Raw genomic sequence first — 17296 nt, forward strand, 5'->3', positions numbered from 1 at the left:
CGGTGCGCTGAACCCGTACTAGAGCATCTTCTCCATCAGGATCGGCAGGTCGCGGACGCGTTTGCCGGTGGCGTGGTGGACGGCGTTGGCGATGGCGGCGATGGTGCCGGTCATGCTCATCTCGCCGATGCCTCGGGAGCCGAGCGGGTTGGAGTACGGGTCGGGTTCGTTGACGAACAGGACCTCGATGTCGGGGATGTCGGCGTTCACCGGCAGCATGTACTCGGCCAGGTTGGGATTGGCCAGGCGGCCCAGGCGGGCGTCCACGACACCGGCCTCCAGTAGGGCCGCGCCGGTGGCCATGATCATGCCGCCGATCATCTGGCTGCGGGCGGTGGTGGGGTTGAGCACGCGGCCGCAGTCGAAGGCGCCGAGCAGCCGCCGGAGCCGGATGGTGCCGAGGTCTTCGTCGACGGCGACCTCGGCGAAGACCGCGCTCCACGAGTGCACCGAGTGGGTGCCGGCGGCCGGGAGCCTGTTGAGCGCCAAGGTGCCGTACTTGTCGTGTCGTTCCTGGGCGGGGATGCCGGCGAAGTCGTCGTGCGTGGCTTCGACGACCGTGCGGCCGGCGGCGCCGAGCAGTTCGGCGAAGCTCAGCCCCTGCTCGGGCCGGCCGGTCGGGTGCACGCGGCCGCCGCTGACCTGAAGGTCACCCGCGTCCTGTCCGATCAAGGCCGAGGCCAGCCGGATGAGCTCGTCGCGGACGGCGGCCGCGGCCCGGTGGGCGACCGGTGTCACGGATCCGGCCAACGTCGAACCGCCGCTCACCGCGGCGTCCGGGTAGCCGCTGTCGCCGAGCCGTACCGTCACCGTGTCCGCGGGGACCCCGAAGATGTCGGCGGCCGCTTGGGCGAGCAGGGTGTAAGTGCCCGTGCCCAGGTCGGTGGCGCCGCTGAGGACTTCGATGGTGGCGTCGGCGTGGACCCTCACGGTGGCGGCGGAAGGATGGCTGTAGGTGGGGAAGATCCCTCCGGCCATGCCCCAGCCGATCAGCTCGTGGCCGTCGCGCATGCTGCGTGGCCTGGGGTCGCGCTCCGCCCAGCCGAACGCCCGCGCGCCCATCTCGTAGGTCGTGCGCAGGTTCTTGCCCGACCACGGCTTGCCAGCGACCTGGTCGTGGTCGGAGTAGTTGCGCAGCCGCAGTTCGATCGGGTCCAGGTTCAGGGCGACGGCGAGTTCGTCCATGGCCGATTCCAGGGCGAAGCTGCCGATCGCCTCCCCGGGGGCGCGCATGGTGGCGGGGGTGACCGCGTTGACGCGGGTGAAGCGGTAGTCGACCCGCACGTTCTGGACCTGGTAGGTGAGGGCGCTGAGGGATCCGGACGGCTCGATGAACAGGTCGTCGAAGGAGATCTCGTTGACGGCGTCGTAGATGATCGCGGTCAGCCTGCCGTCACGGTCGGCGCCCACGCGCAGCCGGTTGCTTGTCGCCGGGCGCGGCGAGACGCAGGTGAACTGCTGCGGCCGGGTCAGCACGAGCCTGACCGGCCGTCCAGCCTCGCGGGCGGCCATGATGGCCAGCGCGGCGTGCGGGTGCGGCCCGCCCTTGGAACCGAAGCCGCCGCCGAGGTAGGGCGAGATGACGCGCACCTGCTCCAGCGGCAGCTTGAACCACTGGCTGAAGGTGGCCCGCGCTCCGGCGGTCCACTGGGTGGGCTCCCACACGGTCAGCTCGCCGTCCTCGCTCCAGCTCGCCGTCGTGGAGTGCAGTTCCATCGCGCAGTGATACTGGCGCGGGCTGGTATAGGTGACATCCAGCTTCACCTGGGCCGCCTCCAGCGCCGCGTCGGCGTCCCCTCGGGCGTAGTCGGGAACGACCTCGGCCATCTGGCCGCACACTTCGGCCCCGAAGGTGGTGGCTTCGGGGGCGGTGAAGTCCGGGACGAACGGGGCGGTGTCGTAATCGGCCTGGACCCGGGCGGCGGCGTCAGTGGCCTGCTCGAAGGTGTCGGCCACCACCACCGCGATCGCCTGGCCGAAGAAGCGGACCCTGGCGTCCTGCAGCGGCAGCAGGCTCTGGAACGCCGCGCCGAAGGGGAACATCAGGGCGGGTGACAGCGGGGCGGCGTTGTGATGGGTGAGCACCAGATGAACGCCGGGCATGGCCTCGGCCTGCGTGGTGTCGATGGCGGTGATCGTGCCGGCGGGCACCGTGCTCGTCACCAGGACGGCGTGCAGCATGCCCTCCGGCTGAAACTCCGCCGCGTAGCGGGCCGCTCCGGTGACCTTGGCCGGCCCGTCACGGCGGGTGGTCGCGCTGCCGATCGGGGAGCCGGGTGCCAGTTCGATGGTCATCGTCCTCACCTCTGTCCGGCCAGTTCGGCAAGCGCCCTGGCGACGGTACGGCGGGCCAGCTCGACCTTGTAACCGTTGTGCTCAAGCGGCCGGGCACCGGCGGCGGCCAGCGCGGCGGCCCGCCGGAAGACCTCCGGGTCGGCCGGTTGGCCGATCAGCGCGGCCTCCACCGAACGTTCACGCCACGGCTTGGTGGCCACCCCGCCCAGCGCCACCCGGGCGTCGGCGATGCCGCCGTCGGAGGCGATGGCCAGCCCGACGGCGGCCGAGGCGGCGGCGAACTCGTAGCTGACCCGGTCGCGCACCTTCAGGTAGTGGGAAAAAGCAGCGGCGGGCGAGGCGGGCACCTCCACGGCGGTGATCAGCTCATCCGGCCGCAGCGGGTGCTCGCGCCACGGGGTGTCGCCCGGCAGGAGGTAGAACTCCTCGATCGGGATGACGTGGGGACCGTCCGGCCCGATCACGTGGACGACGGCGTCGAAGGCGGTCAGCGCCACCGGCAGGTCGCCGGGGAAGGTGGCGACGCACTGCTCGCCGGCGCCGAGGACGGCGTGGCCGCGGTTCTCCCCGTGGATGGCCGCGCAGCCGGAGCCGGGGTCGCGCTTGTTGCACTCGGCGAACGTCGGGTCGCGGAAGTAGCCGCAGCGGGTGCGCTGCATCAGGTTGCCGCCGATCCTCGCCATGTTGCGCAGTTGCTGGGAGGCGCCCTTCAGCAGCGACTCGGATAGGGCGGGCCAGCGCCGCCGTACCTGCGGATGGACCGCCACCTCGCTCATCGTGGCCAGCGCGCCCACCCGCAGCGCCGACGCGTCCGCGTCGATGCCGTCGTGGCCGGACAGGTGCGTGAGGTCGACCAGCAGGCCGGGCGCCGTCACCCCGCACTTCATCAGGTCCACCAGCGTGGTCCCGCCGCCCAGCACCGCCGCCGAGGGATCGTCGTGCAGGGTGGCGACGGCCGACTCGAACGACTCCGCCCGCGTGTAGTCAAAGGGCCGCATGATCGGCCTCCTCCAGCGCCGCTTCGCGGACCGCGGCGACGATGTTCGGGTACGCCCCGCACCGGCAGATGTTGCCGCTCATGAACTCCCGGATGTCGGCGTCGGAACCCGCGTTTCCCTCCCGGATACAGGCCACGGCCGACATGATCTGACCGGGTGTGCAATAGCCGCACTGAAACCCGTCGTGCTTGACGAACGCCGCCTGCACCGGATGCAGACCGCCGTCCGGCCCGGCCAGTCCCTCGACAGTGGTGACCTCTTCACCCGCCGCCTGGCAGGCCAGCATGAGGCAGGCCAGCACGCGCCGCCCGTCCACGTGCACCGTGCAGGCGCCGCACTGCCCCTGGTCACAGCCCTTTTTGGTGCCCGCGAGATCGAGATGTTCCCGGAGGGCGTCCAGCAGCGTGACGCGTGGATCGACCGACAGCTCGTGCCGGACACCGTTGACCCGCAACTCCATGTTCTCAACCCCCGGAAAAGCCATAGAATGCCAAAAACATTTTTGGCTTTGTGTACCAATTCTCCCCACGTCAGAATTCCCGACCTACTGGGAAATACTCCCCTTATTCCGTTTTGCCGGATTGGGGAGCCTGAACCCATCCATCGTCACCCCGCCGGGCGCTCCAGCAAGGACACGTTCTTCCTGGGAAAATCATGTCTTCCCAGGTCATCGCCTGTTTTCTGGCACAGTGGAAAGGTGAGCCACGGCCGCATCTCGTTTCTGCTGGAGTTCGCCCGGCACCCGATGTCGGTCGGCGCCGTGACACCGAGCAGTGCCGCCCTGGCGCACGCCATCACCGCACCGATCCCGCACACCGGCGACCCGGTCGTCGTCGAGCTCGGCGCGGGAACCGGCGCGTTCACCCAGGTGATCCAGCGGTTGCTCGACGGCCGCGGCCACCACATCGCGGTGGAGAGCAACGAACAGTTCGCCCGCCGGCTGGCCGCCCGGTTCCCCGGCGTGGTCGTCGCGGCCGTCAGCGCCCAGCAGCTGCCCGAGGTGCTGGCCCAGCGCGGTCACCTGCCCGCTGACGTGATCGTCAGCGGGCTGCCGTGGGCCGCGTTCCCCCCGGCCAAGCAGCGCGACGTCCTCGCCGCCGTGGTCGGCTCACTCTCCCGGGAGGGCGCTTTCACCACGTTCGCGTACGCACACCTGCGCTGGGCCACCCCGGCACGCAGACTGCGCCGATCCCTGGAGGCGTCCTTCGAAGAAGTGGTGGTGGGCCGGACCATCTGGGCCAACCTGCCCCCGGCCTTCGTCTACCACTGCCGCCGCCCCACCGAGACGTCCTAGCTGCCGGTGAACTTGGGTTTGGTTTTCTCGGCGAAGGCGCGCATGCCGACCTTGGCGTCCTCGGTCGCGAACAGGCCGGAGAACTGCAGGCGTTCGATCTCCAGGCCGGTGTCCAGGTCTACTTCCAGGCCCTGGTCGACGGCCTGTTTCGCGGCTCGCAGGGCTATGGTCGGGCCGGCCGCGAAGGTGGACGCCCATTCCAGTGCCGCCGTGTACACCTGATCGTCGGCGACCACCTTGTCCACCAGGCCGATCGACAACGCCTCCTCGGCGGTCACGTGGCGGCCGCTGAAGATCAGGTCCTTGGCCTTCGACGGGCCTACCAGCCTCGGCAGGCGCTGGGTGCCGCCCGCGCCGGGGATGATGCCGAGCAGGATCTCGGGCTGGCCCAGTTTCGCGCCTTCTCCGGCCACTCTGAAGTCCGCGCACAAGGCCAGCTCGCATCCGCCGCCCAGCGCGTAGCCCGTGATCGCGGCGATCACCGGCTTGCCGATCCTGGCCACGGCGGTGAAGCAATCCTGGAGGGTGCGGGAGTGGGCGGACATGTCGGCGTAGGACATGTCGGCCATTTCTTTGATGTCGGCTCCGGCGGCGAAGACGCGCTCGCCGCCGTAAAGGATCACGGCCTGCACCACGGGGTCGGCGTCGACCAGGCGGGCGGCTTCACCGATCTCCTGTTGTACCTGCCCGTTGAGGGCGTTCATCTTTGGACGATCGAGTCTGATCGTCGCGATCCGGTCGGCCACCTCGACACGCACGAACTCACCCATGCCAGGCACGCTACCGGAATCACTCTCCGAAGAAGAGGACGGGCCCTTCCACGCGCACCTCCACGCTGTCGCCGACGCGGTAGGCCGCCTCTCCCCTCGCCCGGGCGCGCACCACCCCGCCGTCCGGCAGCACCACCGTGACGGCGGCGTCGTGGCCGAAGAACTCCACCCGTTCCACCCGGGCCGCGCCGCCGCGTTCCAGCACAAGCTGCTCGGGTCGCAACGCCACCCGGCCGGTTCCTGACGCGCCGTCGGCCTGTAGCGAGCCCAGGGCGCAGGTCACCGTTCCGTTCGCGACGACGGCCTCCAGGACCACCGCCTCGCCGACGAACGTCGCCACGCCCAGGTCGGCGGGGCGGGCGTAGAGCTCCTCCGGGGTGCCCTGCTGGACGATCACGCCGTCCCGCATCACGGCCACGGTGTCGGCCATCGACAGCGCCTCCTCCTGGTCGTGGGTGACCAGGACCGCGGTCGCGCCCGCCTTCTTGAGCGCCGCGCGCACGTCGTCGCGGACGGTCCCGCGCAGCGACCGGTCCAGCGCGTTGAACGGCTCGTCGAGCAGCACCACCCCCGGCCGCGGGGCCAGCGCGCGGGCGAGCGCGACCCGCTGCTGCTGTCCCCCACTCAGCTGGTACGGCATCCGCGAGCCGTATCCCCCAAGCCCGACCAGCTCCAAACACTCCTCAACCCGCTCCAGAACCCCACCCCCAGCCCGCCGGAAAAGCCCGCGAACCAGCCCGAACCCCACATTCCCCGCCACCGACAGGTGCGGGAACAACGCGGCGTCCTGCGGCACGATCCCCACCCGCCGCTTCTCCGGCGCCAGCCCGCCCACCTCGGCCCCGCCGATCCGCACCGACCCGGTCTCGGCCCGTTCGAACCCGGCCACGATCCGCAGCAACGTCGTCTTCCCGCACCCGGACGGCCCCAGCACCGCCGCCAGATCCCCGTCGGCCACCTCCAGCGCGGCGCCACGCAACACCGCCGTGCCACCGAACGCCTTCGTCACCCCGGAAACGGCAAGCCCGCTCATGTCCACCGCCTTCCCAGCAGGAATCCCGGCACGGCGGCCAGCGCCATCAGCAGCGCCGCGTACGGCGCCGCCGCCGCGTAGGCCCCCGCCCCCGTCTCCGTCCACAGCCGCGTGGCCAGCGTCTCCATGCCGGTGGGCCGCAGCAGGATCGTGGCGGGCAGTTCCTTCATGGCGGTGAGGAACACCAGCGCCGCCCCAGCCAGCACCCCCGGCAGCGCGAGCGGCAGCGTCACCTGCCGCACCGCTCCGAGCGGACTGCGCCCCAGCGACCGCGCCACCTCTTCCAGCACCGGCGGCGACTGCAGAACAGAGGCCCGAACCGCCCCCACCGCAGCGGGCAGGAACAACACCGCATAGGCCAGCACCAGCAACGGCCACTGCTGATAGATCGGATAGGCGTACCGCACGGCGAAGAACACCAGCGACAACGCGATCACCACACCAGGCAGCGCATGCCCGACATAAACCGACTGCTCTACGCCCCGGGAAAACCGCCCCCGGTACCGAGCAGCGACAATCCCCACGGGAACGGCCAACGCCACGGTCAACACCGCCCCCGCAGCGGAGACACCCACCGTGGCCCCGGTAGCAGAGAACAGCACCCCCAGATCGAGCCCGCGCGAAGACCCCTTCACCAGCCAGTAGAGGATGCTGACCAGCGGAAACCCGACCGCCAGCGACGCCACGAGCGCGGCCCAGGCCAGCGCGGGCGCCTTCCAGGTCCGTACGACGACCCGCCGCCGGGCCGGGCTGCCCCGCAGGGCGTAGGCGGCCCGCCCCCGCGTACGCCCCTCGGCCAGCACGATCAGCAGAGTGATCACCACCAGCGCCAGACCGAGCACCGCGGCCGGAGTGCGATCGAAGCCCGCCCGGTAGGACGTGTAGATCTGCGTGGTGAACACGTCGAAGCGCATGATCGACACAGCGCCGAACTCGGCCAGCACGTACATGGCCACCAGCAGCCCGCCCGCCGCCGCGGCCGGCCGGAGCTGCCGTACCACGACGGCCATGCGCCCGCGGCCGAGGGACAGCGCGACCTCTTCGAGCGCAGGATCCATCCGGCCGAGCGCCGCCGCCACGGGCAGGTACACGTACGGGTAGGTGCACAGCGTGAGCACCAGCGCCGACCCCCAGAACCCCGAGACACCGGGGAAGGCGGCCACCCACGTGTACGCGGCCACGTACGACGGCACCGCCAGCGGCAACGCGGCCAGCGCGCCCCACACCCCGCGCCCCGGCAGGTCGGTCCTGACCACCAGCCACGCCAGCGACACCCCCACGACCAGGCAGGCGGCCGTCACCACCGCCGCCAGCCCGAGGCTCCGAACGGCCAGCTCCGCCGTACGGACGCGAAGGAGCACTCCGGCGAACGCGGCGGGACCGCCCTCGGCCGCCCGCACCACGAGATAGGCGACGGGCGCGAGCGAGAGCGCGGCCGCCAGCAGGGCGGGCACCAGCAGCGCCGCGGGGACGCGGCCGCGCGGCATCAGACGAGGCCCGTGTCCTGGAGCAGTTTGAGCGTCTGCTCCAGCGAGTCGAGCTCGGCCAGGTCGATCCGCGGGCCCTTGAGGGCGTCGAGCTTGGGCAGGGCGGGATCCGGTTCGACCCCGGCGACCAGCGGGTACTCCTTCGTGGTCTGCGCGAAGTACTTCTGGGCGTCGGGGCTGAGCAGGTAGCCGACGGCCTTCTGGGCGGCGGGCGCGTGCTCGGACGCCTTGAGCGTGCCGGCGCCGGCCACGTTGATGAGCGCGCCGGGGTCGCCGCCCGGCAGGTAGGCCAGCTTGGAGGGGATCTGGCCCTGTTCCGCGGTCTTCTCGTACCAGTAGTAATGGTTGATCAGGCCGAGCTGGAGTTGCCCGGCGTCGACGGCGTTGAGGATCTTGATGTTGTCGCCGAAGCTCTGGACGCCGTTGGCCTTCATGCCGGTCAGCCACTTCCTGGCGGCGTCCTCGCCTTTGAGCACCCGTAGCGCGGTCACGAACGCCTGGAAGGAGGCGTTCGTCGGCGCCCAGCCGACCTTGCCCTTCCACTGGGGGCCGGTCAGCTCGAAGACGCTCTTGGGCGGCGCGGTCACCGTGCGCGGGTCGTAGACGATCACCCGGGAGCGGCCGGAGACGCCCACCCAGTCGGCGCCGCGGTACTGCGGCGGCACCTTCGCCAGCGTCTCCGGCGGCACCGGCGCGAGGACGCCCTGCTTGGACAGCGCGCCGAGCGCGCCCGCGTCCTGGGAGAAGAAGACGTCGGCGCGGGTGCGCTCGCCCTCTTCCATGATCTGGGCGGCCAGCTCGGCGCTGTCGCCGTATCTGACCTGGACGTTCAGGCCGGTGGCCGACTTCAGGCGGGCCAGCAGCGGGCCGACGAGCTTCTCGTTGCGGCCGGAGTAGATCACCAGGGAGTCGTCGGCGAAGCCCTCGGCCCCGCCGGACCCGCATGCGCTCGCGGCCAGCAGGACCAGAGCCGCGGCGATCAGCCTACGCACGGACATGGGACTTCCTCAGGTTGATCGTGAACAACAGGACGAGCACCGCCGCCCACGCCAGATGCGCGGGCCAGAAGCCGGGCCGCCGGTAGTCGGGCAGGACGCTCGCGACCGCCCGGTAGACGGGCGAGGCGACCTCCTGGAAGCCGGACACCCAGGTGAGCCGCCCGGCCAGGCCGTCGGCGGCCAGCCAGGCGTAGGTGAGCACGCCCGACAGGCCGAGCGCCGCCGCCGCGACGCGTTTCCAGGTGCGGTCCAGCCAGCACAGGATGAGGATCAGGGCCAGCGGGAGCACCACGACGAGCTGGCGGCCGGGCCACCAGAAGCCGTGCATGGTCACCGCCGCGAACGTGGCCGTCAGCCAGCCCGCCGCCAGCGGCAGCACGAGGCTCACGCGCCTGATCCCCAGGGCGAGCGCCGGGACCAGCAGGAGCCAGGCGGGCTGCCAGGCGGCCAGGCCGTACCCCTGGTCGACCAGCAGGCCGGTCAGCCGCAGCGCGCGTCCGGCGAGGTCGGGGGCGAAGCCCATCACGCCCCACTCGCCGGAGTTCTGGAAGTGGTCGCCGCTGGCGTAGACGGTCCAGCCGCCCCAGATCACGCGGTGAACGACCAGGTACAGCGCGCCCATGACGGCGAAACCCGCCAGCAGCGCCTTCGACCGGGTACGCCAAAGGCCGAGCGCGGCCAGCGCCAGCGCCACGGGCACGTACTTGACCGACAACCACGGCAGCGCCGACACCACCGCGGCGAAGGCCCAGATCCTCGGGGTGCCCAGGAGCGCGACGGCGCCGACCGCGGCCAGCGCCGCGGGCACCTCGGGGTAGACCTGCTGTCCGTAGACGGCCAGCGGCGCGCTCGCCGCCGCGATCGCCACCCCCGCCGTCGCGATCTTCAGGGGTACGGCGAAGCGGCGCACCGCCGTCCACAGGGTGAGGACGGCCAGGGCCCCGGCCATCAGCGCCATGACCGCCTTGGCCGCCACCCAGCCGCCGAGACGCATCGGGATCGCGAGCACGATGGGCAGCAGCGGGTCGTGCGGGCTGATCTGGGCGCCGCCGTCGAGGACCTCGGTCTGGACGGGCAGCTCCGCGCCACCCCACGGGACCCAGCGGCGTCCGGCCAGTTCGTCGGAGATGTCCAGCGAGCGGTCCTCGGCCAGGGAGAGGGCGGTGAGCAGGTACTGGGGTTCGTCCACGGCCACGTGCGCGCCGAACGTGGACGGCACCCCGATCCCCAGCGCCGCCGCCACGACGGCCACCACCCCGGCCAGCGCCATACCGCGGTAGAGCCCACCGGAGCCCACACGGGCGACTGTGACACCCGGCCCCGCGATCACGACGTCGCCGCCAAACCAGGAGCCGCCCAACCAGGAGCCGCCAGACCAGGAGCCACCAGACCAGGAGCCGCCAGACCGGTCGCCGCCAGACCGGTCACGGCCAATCCGGTCGCGGCCAGGACGTCGGTGGTCGTGGTCCGGACATGGGCGTACTGGCGGCGGACCACGTCGAGCAGGTCGGTCTCCGGTGTCCAGCCGGTCAGCGCGCGCAACCGGCGGGTGTCGGCCAGCGAGTCGCCCGGCTCCACCGGCGGGGCGGGCTCGATCGCGTAGCGCACCTCCGCCCCGGTCACCTCGGCCACGGCCCCGGCCAGCTCCCGCAGCGTGCGTCCCCGGCCCGTGCCGATGTTGACCACGCCGGGCACCCCGGTCAGCGCGATCATGGCCTGCGCGGCCTGCCGTACGTCGGTCACGTCGCGGGTGCGCTCCAGCGAGCCGAGCACCCGCAGCGGGCGGCCGCGCGCGGCGGCCTCCAGCCAGAGCGACAGCGCCATGTCCGGCCGCTGGCCCTCCCCCGCGACGGTGAACGGGCGGACCACGGTCACCGGCCGCCCGGCGCACAGGTGTTCCAGGGCGAGCTTGCTGCGGGCGTAGCCTCCGGCCGGGCGGGGCTGGTCGGCCTCGTGGCTGGGACGGCCGTGGCGGGCGCCGCCGTACACGGAGCTGGAGGAGGTGATCATGAGCGGGACGCCGCGCGGGACCGCGGCCAGCACCCGCGCGCCCGCGAGCACGTTGTCGCGGTGCCTGCGGCGGGCGAGGCCGCGGTCGTCGCCGCGCACGCCGGGGCAGCCGGCCAGGTGGTAGACGGCGTCGGCGGCGGCCAGGGCGGCGCCGACCAGGTCGTCGTCGTCGAGCAGGTCGGCGGTGAGCGCGGTCAGCCCGGGGCGGGCGGCTTGCGTCCGGCGGTCGACGCCGATCACCCGCCGGCCCGCGGCGAGCAGCGCCTCCGTCAGGGCCCGGCCGATGAAGCCCGCGGACCCGGTCACGACGACTGTCACCCGCGTCCCTTTCGCTGGAGCGCCAAAGAGCTAGGTAAAGGTAGCCTAACCTCACTCCTTCCAGCCACAAAGGTGCCTCATGGGGAACGTCACCAGGGCGGCCCGGCGGATCGCCGGCGTGGTGCTGCTGGCCGTCGCGTGCTGGTACCTGACGCGGGTGGTCTCCGGCCCCGACCTCGCCACGGCCGCCCGCGCGCTGCTGTCCGACCCGCCCGGCCTCGCACTCGCCCTCATCCTGTACGGCGCCGCCTTCGCCCTGCGCTCGTGGTCCTGGACCCGCGTGCTGCCCGGACTGCCCGGCGGCCAGGCCTGGGCGGCGGTCCACGTGTCGCTGCTGGGCAACCACGTGCTGCCGTTCCGCCTGGGCGAGGCCCTGCGCGCCACCTCGGTCCTGCGCCGGACCCGCCTGACCGACGCCAAGACGGTGGTGGCCTCCGTGGTGGCGGTGCGGGCGGCGGACCTGTTCGCGGTGCTCGCACTGGCCCTGGTGGCGGCCCCGGCGCTGGTCGACGGGCTGGCGGGCTGGTGGGTGTGGCCGCTCGCGGCCGTCCTGGCGCTGGTGACGGCGGCGGCGTTCCGTTTCCTTCCACAGGCCAAGGTGCCGCTGGTGACGGTGTGCGCGCTGGTGGCGTGGGTGCTGGAGGCGGCCGTGGTGTACGAGGTGGCCAGGATGAGCGGCGTCGCGCTGAGCCCGGCCGACGCGGTGGCGGTGACGGCCGTGACCATCGCCGCCCAGACGGTCGCGGTGACCCCGGGCGGCATCGGCTCCTACGAGGCCGCGGCGACCGCGGCTCTCACCGCGCTGGGCGTCGCGCCGGGCCCGGCGTTCGCGGTGGCCCTGCTCACCCATGCGGTCAAGACCGCGTACTCGCTGGCCGTCGGCGTCCCCGCCCTCTTCGTCCCGGCTCCCGGCTACTTCGGCAGGTTCCGCCTGCCCCGCCGCCTGCCGCCCCGCCCGCCGTACGAGGAGCCCGCGCCCGGCGCCCCGGTCGTGGTGTTCATCCCCGTCCACAACGAGGAGGCCACGATCGGCGAGGTGGTGGCCCGCCTGCCCCGCACGGTCTCCGGCCGCCCCGTCGTCACGCTGGTGATCGACGACGGCTCCGCCGACGCCTCCGCCGACCGGGCGCGGGCCGCGGGCGCCATGGTGCTCCCCCAGCCGCGCAACCTGGGGCTGGGCGCCGCCGTCCGGCGCGGCCTGGCCGAGGCGAGCGCCAGGAGCCCGGCCGTCGCCGTCTACCTGGACGCCGACCTCGAGTACTTCCCCGAGGACCTGGAGTCCCTGGCCGCGCCCGTCCTGAGCGGCGCGGCCGACTACGTCGTCGGCTCCCGCTTCTCCGGCACCATCGAGCGCATGCTCCCCCACCGCCGCTTCGGCAACCGGGTGCTCACACTCTGGGTCCGCTGGCTGACCCGCCGCCGCGACCTCACCGACGGCCAGAGCGGCTACCGCGCCTTCTCCCCCGAGGCGGCGCGCGCGGCCGAGGTCATCCACGACTACAACTACGCCCAGGTCCTCACCCTCGACCTGCTCGCCAAGGGCTTCGCCTACCAGGAGGTCCCGATCCGCTACGCCTTCCGGCAGAGCGGCGAGTCCTTCGTCAAACTCGGCCGCTACCTTCGCAAGGTGATCCCGGCCGTGCATCGCGAGCTCAATACGTGACCTGAGGCCTCTACCCTGCGGCCCCATGAACGCACCGGCGCTACGCCTGGCCCGGCTCGTCGCGGCCGGGGTCAGCGCGGGCTTCGCCTTCGGCGGGGTCATCGGCATCGTGTACTCCAAGGACCCCGCGCCGATGAAGGCGCTGGCCTACGCCCTGCTCGCCGTCCTGTTCGCGCTGCACCTGCGCAACTGCGTACGGCGCGCCGACGGCCGCAGACCCGGCGGCTGGCCCTGGACGCTGGCCGTCCAGGTGGTGCTGACCGGCGCCGGTCTGCTGCTGTTCCCCGCCACCTGGTACGGCAACACCGGTTTCCTGGCCGCCGCCATGCTGCTGCTGTTCCGGCGGCCGTGGCCGAAGTGGGGCGGGTTCGCGCTGGTGCTGGCGGCCCAGTTCGCCTCCACCCTGACCGTGCGCCCGATGGTGACCGAGGGCCTGTACGTGGCGCTCGGCCAGACCGCGTTCGTGGGCATCGCCCTGTACGGCGTGGTCCGGCTGACCGACCTGATCGCCGACCTGCGCGGCACCCAGGCGGGGCTGGCCGCGGCCGTGGTGGCCAGGGAACGGCTGGCCTTCGCCGAGGAGCTCAACGAACGGGTGGGCGCCGGGCTGGAGCGCGTGGTCGGGCACGGCGAGGCCGTACTCGCCGCCGAGGACCGGGAGCGCGCCCGGCACGAGCTCGACACGGGGCTGAGCACGGCCAGGCTGGCCCTGACCGAGGTCAGGTCGGTCTCGCACACCACCCGCGAGGCGGCGCGCAGCCGTCCGGTGGCCGCGGACCTGACCACCAGGGTGGCGTCGGTGCTGGTGGTGGCGACGATCCTGCTCATGATCGTGCCGCGGGAGCTGCGGCAGGTGGCGCTGGCGCCGCCGCCGCCCGGCCTGCTGGCGTTGTTCGGGGCGTCGCTGGTGCTGATGGTCGGGCTGCATCTGCGGGCGTGCCTGTGTACCGACCGGTACTGGCCGTGGGTGCTGGCGGCGCTGGTGCTGGTCACCTATCTGCCGAGCCTGGCTCTGGGGCCGAAGCTCTGGTATGTGGCGGCGTACCTGCCGGGGGCGGCGCTGGCGCTGGTGCCGGGGCGCCCGCGGTGGGCGGTCGCGGCGGCGGCGATGCTCGGCGACCTCTACTACCACGCGGCGGTCACCGGCTGGGCCGACAACGCGCTCGACACCGCCTACGGCCTGGTCTACATCGCCGAGCGGGCGCTGATCGTCTACGCGCTGTGGCGCATGGCGCGGCTGGCCGCCAAGATTCACGAGGCCAGGATGGAGCTGGCCAGGGTGGAGGTGGCGCGCGAGCGGCTGCGCTTCGCCCGTGACCTGCACGACCTGCTCGGCTACGGCCTGTCCGTGGTGGTGCTGAAGGCCGAGCTGGCCGTGCGGCTGCTGGACCGCGACCCCGCGGCAGCCAGGCGGGAGCTGTCCGACGGTCTTGACGCCGCCCGCCAGGTGCTGTCCGACATCGACTCGGTCGCCTCCGGCTACGGCACGATCGCGCTGGCCGACGAGATCGCCTCCGCCCGCGCGGTGCTGGCCGCCGCGGGCGTCGAGCTGATCGCGGACGTCTCCGACGAGCGCCTGCCGGACACGCACGACGCCGTGCTGGCGACCGTGCTGCGCGAGGCGGTCACGAACGTGCTGCGGCACAGCGACGCCCGCCACGGCACGCTCGTGCTCGCGGTGGACGACGAGACGGTGGGGCTGCGCCTGGCCAACGACGGGGTACGCGCCCCCGTCCACGAGCCGGGATCGGGACTCGGCAACCTGCGCGAACGGGTCGAGATCCTGGGCGGGCAGCTGTCGATCGAGACCGGGCCGGACACGTTCGCGCTGGCGGCGGCGCTGCCGCTAGATCCAGCCCTCGTCGGCGGCGATTCTGATCGCGTCCACCCGGTTACGCGCGTTGAGCTTCATGACCGCTGACGACAGGTAGTTGCGTACCGTGCCGCGGCTGAGCGACAGCCGTACCGCGATCTCGTCGGGCTCGGCGCCGGTGGCGGCCTGGCGCAGCACGTCGACCTCCCGCGCGGCCAGGGGGCTTTCGACCCTGCGCAGCGCGGCAATGGCGAGTTGCGGGTCGACCACCTGCTCGCCCGCCCGCACCTTGCGGATCGCGTCGATGAGGTCGCCGGTGGGCGAGTGCTTGAGCAGGAAGCCGCTGACGCCCGAGGCCATCGCGCGGCGCAGGTATCCGGGCTTGGCCAGCCCGGTCAGAACCAGCGTGGCGCAGGAGGGCAGCTTCTCGCGCAGCTCGGCGGCGGCCGTGAGGCCGTCCAGTTCCGGCAGGTCGATGTCGATGACCGCGACGTCGGGGGCGTAGGTCACGGCCGCGGGGACGATCTGGTCGCCGCGTTCCACGGCGGCCACCACCTCGAGGTCGTCCTCCAGCGCGAGGACGGCGGTGAGCGTCTCCCTGAGGATGCGGACGTCCTCTGCGATCAGCACACGGATCACTGTGAATCCTTCACACGGGATCGGTGAATGCGGCACTACCTGGAGTTACTTCCGATTGGCGACTATACAGACACACGAGAGGAGCACGTCATGCAGAAGATCACCCCTTACCTCTGGTTCCACGACCAGGCCGAGGAAGCCGCCAACCACTACGTCTCGATCTTCAAGAACTCCCAGGTCGTCGACGTCACGCCGATGATCGTCACCTTCGAGCTGGAAGGCCAGCGCTTCCTGGCGCTCAACGGCGGCCCGCAGTTCACGTTCAACGAGGCGATCTCGCTCTACGTCGACTGCGAGAGCCAGGAGGAGGTCGACGAGCTCTGGGGCAAGCTGCTGGAGGGCGGCGGCGAGGAGGGCCGGTGCGGCTGGCTCAAGGACAAGTTCGGGGTCTCGTGGCAGATCATCCCGAAGGCGCTGCCGCGCCTGCTCAGCGACCCCGACCCGGCCAGGGCCGAGCGCGCGATGCAGGCCATGTTCACGATGGGGAAGATCGACGTGAAGGGCCTGGAGGCGGCGGTGGAGGGCTGATCAGTCCTCCACGACATGCCGGGTGAAACGGGTGCGCGCCGCCGACCAGGCGGCGTCGTCCCAGCCCCCGGCGGTCAGCGCGGCGACCGCGTCGTAGGCCATGGCCATGGCGTGGTGGGTGTTGTCGTGGGCGAACAGCCCGAGCCGCCCGAACGTGGTGACCCCTTCCACGCCGCCCGCCCAGGCGTCGAGACCGGCCAGGTGCTCGGCGTAACCGGTGCGGTAGACCGGGTAGACGTGCGGCAGGCGGCGTACCTCGATCCCGGCGAGGTTGACCGGCGGCAGTCCCGAGCGGGCCAGGCACTCGGCGACCAGCCCCGAGAAGTCATCACATGTCCAGATCTCGTCGCCCACCTGGCAGGGGATCTCGAAGCACAGCACGCTGCGATCGGCCGGATCGGCGGCGCTGACGCGGTAGTTGGCGGGCTCGGAGACGCGGGTGACAGGGGTGCCCGCGTCCGGGAGGTAGTGGGCGTCGTACGGGGTCCACCTGCCGCCCTCGTGCACCGCGTAGACCAGCACCATCGCCCGGAACTCCAGCCGGGCCGCCGCGCTCAGCACCCCCGGCCCCGGTCCGGGTTCGACCAGCCTGGCCAGCAGCGGCATCGGGATCGTCGAGAACACGTGCCCGGCACGGATCTCCCGCCCCGCGTGCACGACGCCGCCGGACACCCGGGTGCAGGCGGTCCCGAGCCGGATGTCGGCTCCGGCCGCGCTCGCCGCGTCGGCCAGCGCCTCCACGATCTGGCCGAAACCGCGCCTGGGGTAGTGGAAGACCCTGCCCTGGCCGTTCGGGGCGCCGCGCAGGACTCGGCGGGCGATCTTCCACGGGCTGTCGGCGGTGACCCGCCTGCGCGCCTGGTCGCCGTCGATCTCCTCGCCGGGCAGGCCCCAGAGCTTGCGGGCGTAGGGCTCGTAGAGCGCGCCGTACAGCGCCGGTCCCAGGCTCGCGCGCAGGACTTCGGCGTAGGTGCCCCCGGCCGGCCGTACACGCAGCGGGGAGGTGAGGGCGTCGCGGGCGACACCCCCCACCAGCCGGTACGGCAGCCGCCGCACCAGTTCCCCCGCCCGGAGCGGAAACCCGACGAACCGCCCCGCCACCCGCAGCCGCCCGTTGCGCGGCCGGAGCTGCAGGTCCGTGCCGAGCAGCCCGCGCAGGGCGGCCAGCAGGTGCGGCGGCGTGGCAGGGTGCAGGCGGTGGCTGCCGTGGTCCACGCGCACCCCCGCGACCTCGAACCCGGCCGACAACCCGCCGACGTGGTCCGCGCGCTCCAGCACGACGACCGACAGGCCGCGCGCGGCGGCCCGCCAGGCGGCAGTCAGCCCCGCCGGACCAGCTCCGAGGATCACCAGATCCGCACTCGTCACAGCGGATCAGCCTATGAGACCTTAACTAGTGAAAAATTCCTTCGCAAAACTCTCGCCCGAGAAGGAAAATGTTGAGACGCTG

The 17296-nt window shown here is 72.4% G+C and carries 15 protein-coding genes; 4 read left to right on the forward strand and 11 right to left on the reverse strand.

All coding sequences use genetic code 11. The features are described 5' to 3' along the window. Positions 1 to 18: 18 nt before the first annotated feature. From ACFWYW_RS18785 to ACFWYW_RS18795, 3 genes are read right to left on the reverse strand one after another with little or no spacing between them, the layout of a single operon-like run. Complete coding sequence (locus ACFWYW_RS18785; RefSeq protein WP_379612067.1) at positions 19 to 2295, reverse strand: xanthine dehydrogenase family protein molybdopterin-binding subunit; 2277 nt, start codon at positions 2293 to 2295, stop codon at positions 19 to 21. Between the two features lie 5 nt (positions 2296 to 2300). Continuing rightward, the gene (locus ACFWYW_RS18790; protein WP_379612068.1) at positions 2301 to 3293 is read right to left on the reverse strand and encodes an FAD binding domain-containing protein; all 993 of its coding nucleotides are present in this window, start codon (positions 3291 to 3293) and stop codon (positions 2301 to 2303) included. Further along, positions 3280 to 3753 (reverse strand): (2Fe-2S)-binding protein, encoded by a 474-nt coding sequence (locus ACFWYW_RS18795; protein ID WP_379612069.1) that lies wholly within the window; start codon positions 3751 to 3753, stop codon positions 3280 to 3282. The genes ACFWYW_RS18790 and ACFWYW_RS18795 overlap by 14 nt, the downstream gene beginning before the upstream one ends. Before the next feature lie 237 nt (positions 3754 to 3990). Here ACFWYW_RS18795 and ACFWYW_RS18800 point away from each other — a divergent pair, with 237 nt between their 5' ends. Next, entirely contained in the window at positions 3991 to 4587 is a 597-nt protein-coding gene (locus ACFWYW_RS18800; RefSeq protein ID WP_379612070.1) for a class I SAM-dependent methyltransferase, read from the forward strand. Here the strand turns inward: ACFWYW_RS18800 and ACFWYW_RS18805 are convergent. From ACFWYW_RS18805 to ACFWYW_RS18830, 6 genes are read right to left on the reverse strand one after another with little or no spacing between them, the layout of a single operon-like run. Beyond that, a complete protein-coding gene (locus ACFWYW_RS18805; RefSeq protein WP_379612071.1) occupies positions 4584 to 5357 on the reverse strand; it encodes an enoyl-CoA hydratase/isomerase family protein in 774 nt (257 codons plus the stop codon). The two genes, ACFWYW_RS18800 and ACFWYW_RS18805, sit on opposite strands and share 4 nt — an antisense overlap. Before the next feature lie 19 nt (positions 5358 to 5376). Further along, positions 5377 to 6390, reverse strand: coding sequence for an ABC transporter ATP-binding protein (locus ACFWYW_RS18810; protein WP_379612072.1), 1014 nt, complete (start codon positions 6388 to 6390; stop codon positions 5377 to 5379). Continuing rightward, positions 6387 to 7877, reverse strand: a complete 1491-nt coding sequence (locus ACFWYW_RS18815) for an ABC transporter permease (protein WP_379612073.1) — start codon at positions 7875 to 7877, stop codon at positions 6387 to 6389. Before ACFWYW_RS18815 ends, ACFWYW_RS18810 begins: the two co-directional genes overlap by 4 nt. Beyond that, the gene (locus ACFWYW_RS18820) at positions 7877 to 8875 is read right to left on the reverse strand and encodes an iron ABC transporter substrate-binding protein (RefSeq protein ID WP_379612074.1); all 999 of its coding nucleotides are present in this window, start codon (positions 8873 to 8875) and stop codon (positions 7877 to 7879) included. Before ACFWYW_RS18820 ends, ACFWYW_RS18815 begins: the two co-directional genes overlap by 1 nt. Further along, a complete protein-coding gene (locus ACFWYW_RS18825; RefSeq protein ID WP_379612075.1) occupies positions 8862 to 10172 on the reverse strand; it encodes a hypothetical protein in 1311 nt (436 codons plus the stop codon). Before ACFWYW_RS18825 ends, ACFWYW_RS18820 begins: the two co-directional genes overlap by 14 nt. Before the next feature lie 29 nt (positions 10173 to 10201). After that, positions 10202 to 11203, reverse strand: a complete 1002-nt coding sequence (locus ACFWYW_RS18830; protein WP_379612076.1) for an NAD-dependent epimerase/dehydratase family protein — start codon at positions 11201 to 11203, stop codon at positions 10202 to 10204. Between the two features lie 79 nt (positions 11204 to 11282). On the opposite strand from ACFWYW_RS18830, the gene ACFWYW_RS18835 reads away from it, so the two are divergent. Further along, a complete protein-coding gene (locus ACFWYW_RS18835) occupies positions 11283 to 12866 on the forward strand; it encodes a lysylphosphatidylglycerol synthase domain-containing protein (protein ID WP_379612077.1) in 1584 nt (527 codons plus the stop codon). Between the two features lie 25 nt (positions 12867 to 12891). After that, positions 12892 to 14787, forward strand: coding sequence for a histidine kinase (locus ACFWYW_RS18840; RefSeq protein WP_379612078.1), 1896 nt, complete (start codon positions 12892 to 12894; stop codon positions 14785 to 14787). Here the strand turns inward: ACFWYW_RS18840 and ACFWYW_RS18845 are convergent. Continuing rightward, positions 14713 to 15318: a DNA-binding response regulator gene (locus ACFWYW_RS18845; protein ID WP_379612079.1), complete on the reverse strand. Its 606-nt coding sequence runs from the start codon at positions 15316 to 15318 to the stop codon at positions 14713 to 14715. The genes ACFWYW_RS18840 and ACFWYW_RS18845 overlap by 75 nt on opposite strands. A 90-nt stretch (positions 15319 to 15408) precedes the next feature. Here ACFWYW_RS18845 and ACFWYW_RS18850 point away from each other — a divergent pair, with 90 nt between their 5' ends. Next, positions 15409 to 15846 carry a VOC family protein gene (locus ACFWYW_RS18850; RefSeq protein ID WP_379612080.1) on the forward strand — a complete coding sequence of 146 codons (438 nt, stop codon included), beginning with the start codon at positions 15409 to 15411 and terminating at the stop codon, positions 15844 to 15846. Here ACFWYW_RS18850 and ACFWYW_RS18855 read toward each other — a convergent pair whose 3' ends face one another. Then, entirely contained in the window at positions 15847 to 17214 is a 1368-nt protein-coding gene (locus tag ACFWYW_RS18855; RefSeq protein ID WP_379612081.1) for an FAD-dependent oxidoreductase, read from the reverse strand. Positions 17215 to 17296: the final 82 nt, after the last annotated feature.

The sequence above is a fragment of the Nonomuraea sp. NPDC059023 genome (genome assembly GCF_042740095.1).
In the GTDB taxonomy this organism is placed as follows: Bacteria; Actinomycetota; Actinomycetes; order Streptosporangiales; family Streptosporangiaceae; genus Nonomuraea.

Excerpts from the sequence above, each read along its gene's own strand:
- ACFWYW_RS18785 (WP_379612067.1), bottom strand. The coding sequence starts at position 2,295 with ATGACCATCGAACTGGCACCCGGCTCCCCGATCGGCAGCGCGACCACC.
- ACFWYW_RS18805 (WP_379612071.1), bottom strand. The coding sequence starts at position 5,357 with ATGGGTGAGTTCGTGCGTGTCGAGGTGGCCGACCGGATCGCGACGATC.
- ACFWYW_RS18790 (WP_379612068.1), bottom strand. The coding sequence starts at position 3,293 with ATGCGGCCCTTTGACTACACGCGGGCGGAGTCGTTCGAGTCGGCCGTC.
- ACFWYW_RS18850 (WP_379612080.1), top strand. The coding sequence starts at position 15,409 with ATGCAGAAGATCACCCCTTACCTCTGGTTCCACGACCAGGCCGAGGAA.
- ACFWYW_RS18795 (WP_379612069.1), bottom strand. The coding sequence starts at position 3,753 with ATGGAGTTGCGGGTCAACGGTGTCCGGCACGAGCTGTCGGTCGATCCA.
- ACFWYW_RS18835 (WP_379612077.1), top strand. The coding sequence starts at position 11,283 with ATGGGGAACGTCACCAGGGCGGCCCGGCGGATCGCCGGCGTGGTGCTG.
- ACFWYW_RS18840 (WP_379612078.1), top strand. The coding sequence starts at position 12,892 with ATGAACGCACCGGCGCTACGCCTGGCCCGGCTCGTCGCGGCCGGGGTC.
- ACFWYW_RS18820 (WP_379612074.1), bottom strand. The coding sequence starts at position 8,875 with ATGTCCGTGCGTAGGCTGATCGCCGCGGCTCTGGTCCTGCTGGCCGCG.
- ACFWYW_RS18810 (WP_379612072.1), bottom strand. The coding sequence starts at position 6,390 with ATGAGCGGGCTTGCCGTTTCCGGGGTGACGAAGGCGTTCGGTGGCACG.
- ACFWYW_RS18815 (WP_379612073.1), bottom strand. The coding sequence starts at position 7,877 with ATGCCGCGCGGCCGCGTCCCCGCGGCGCTGCTGGTGCCCGCCCTGCTG.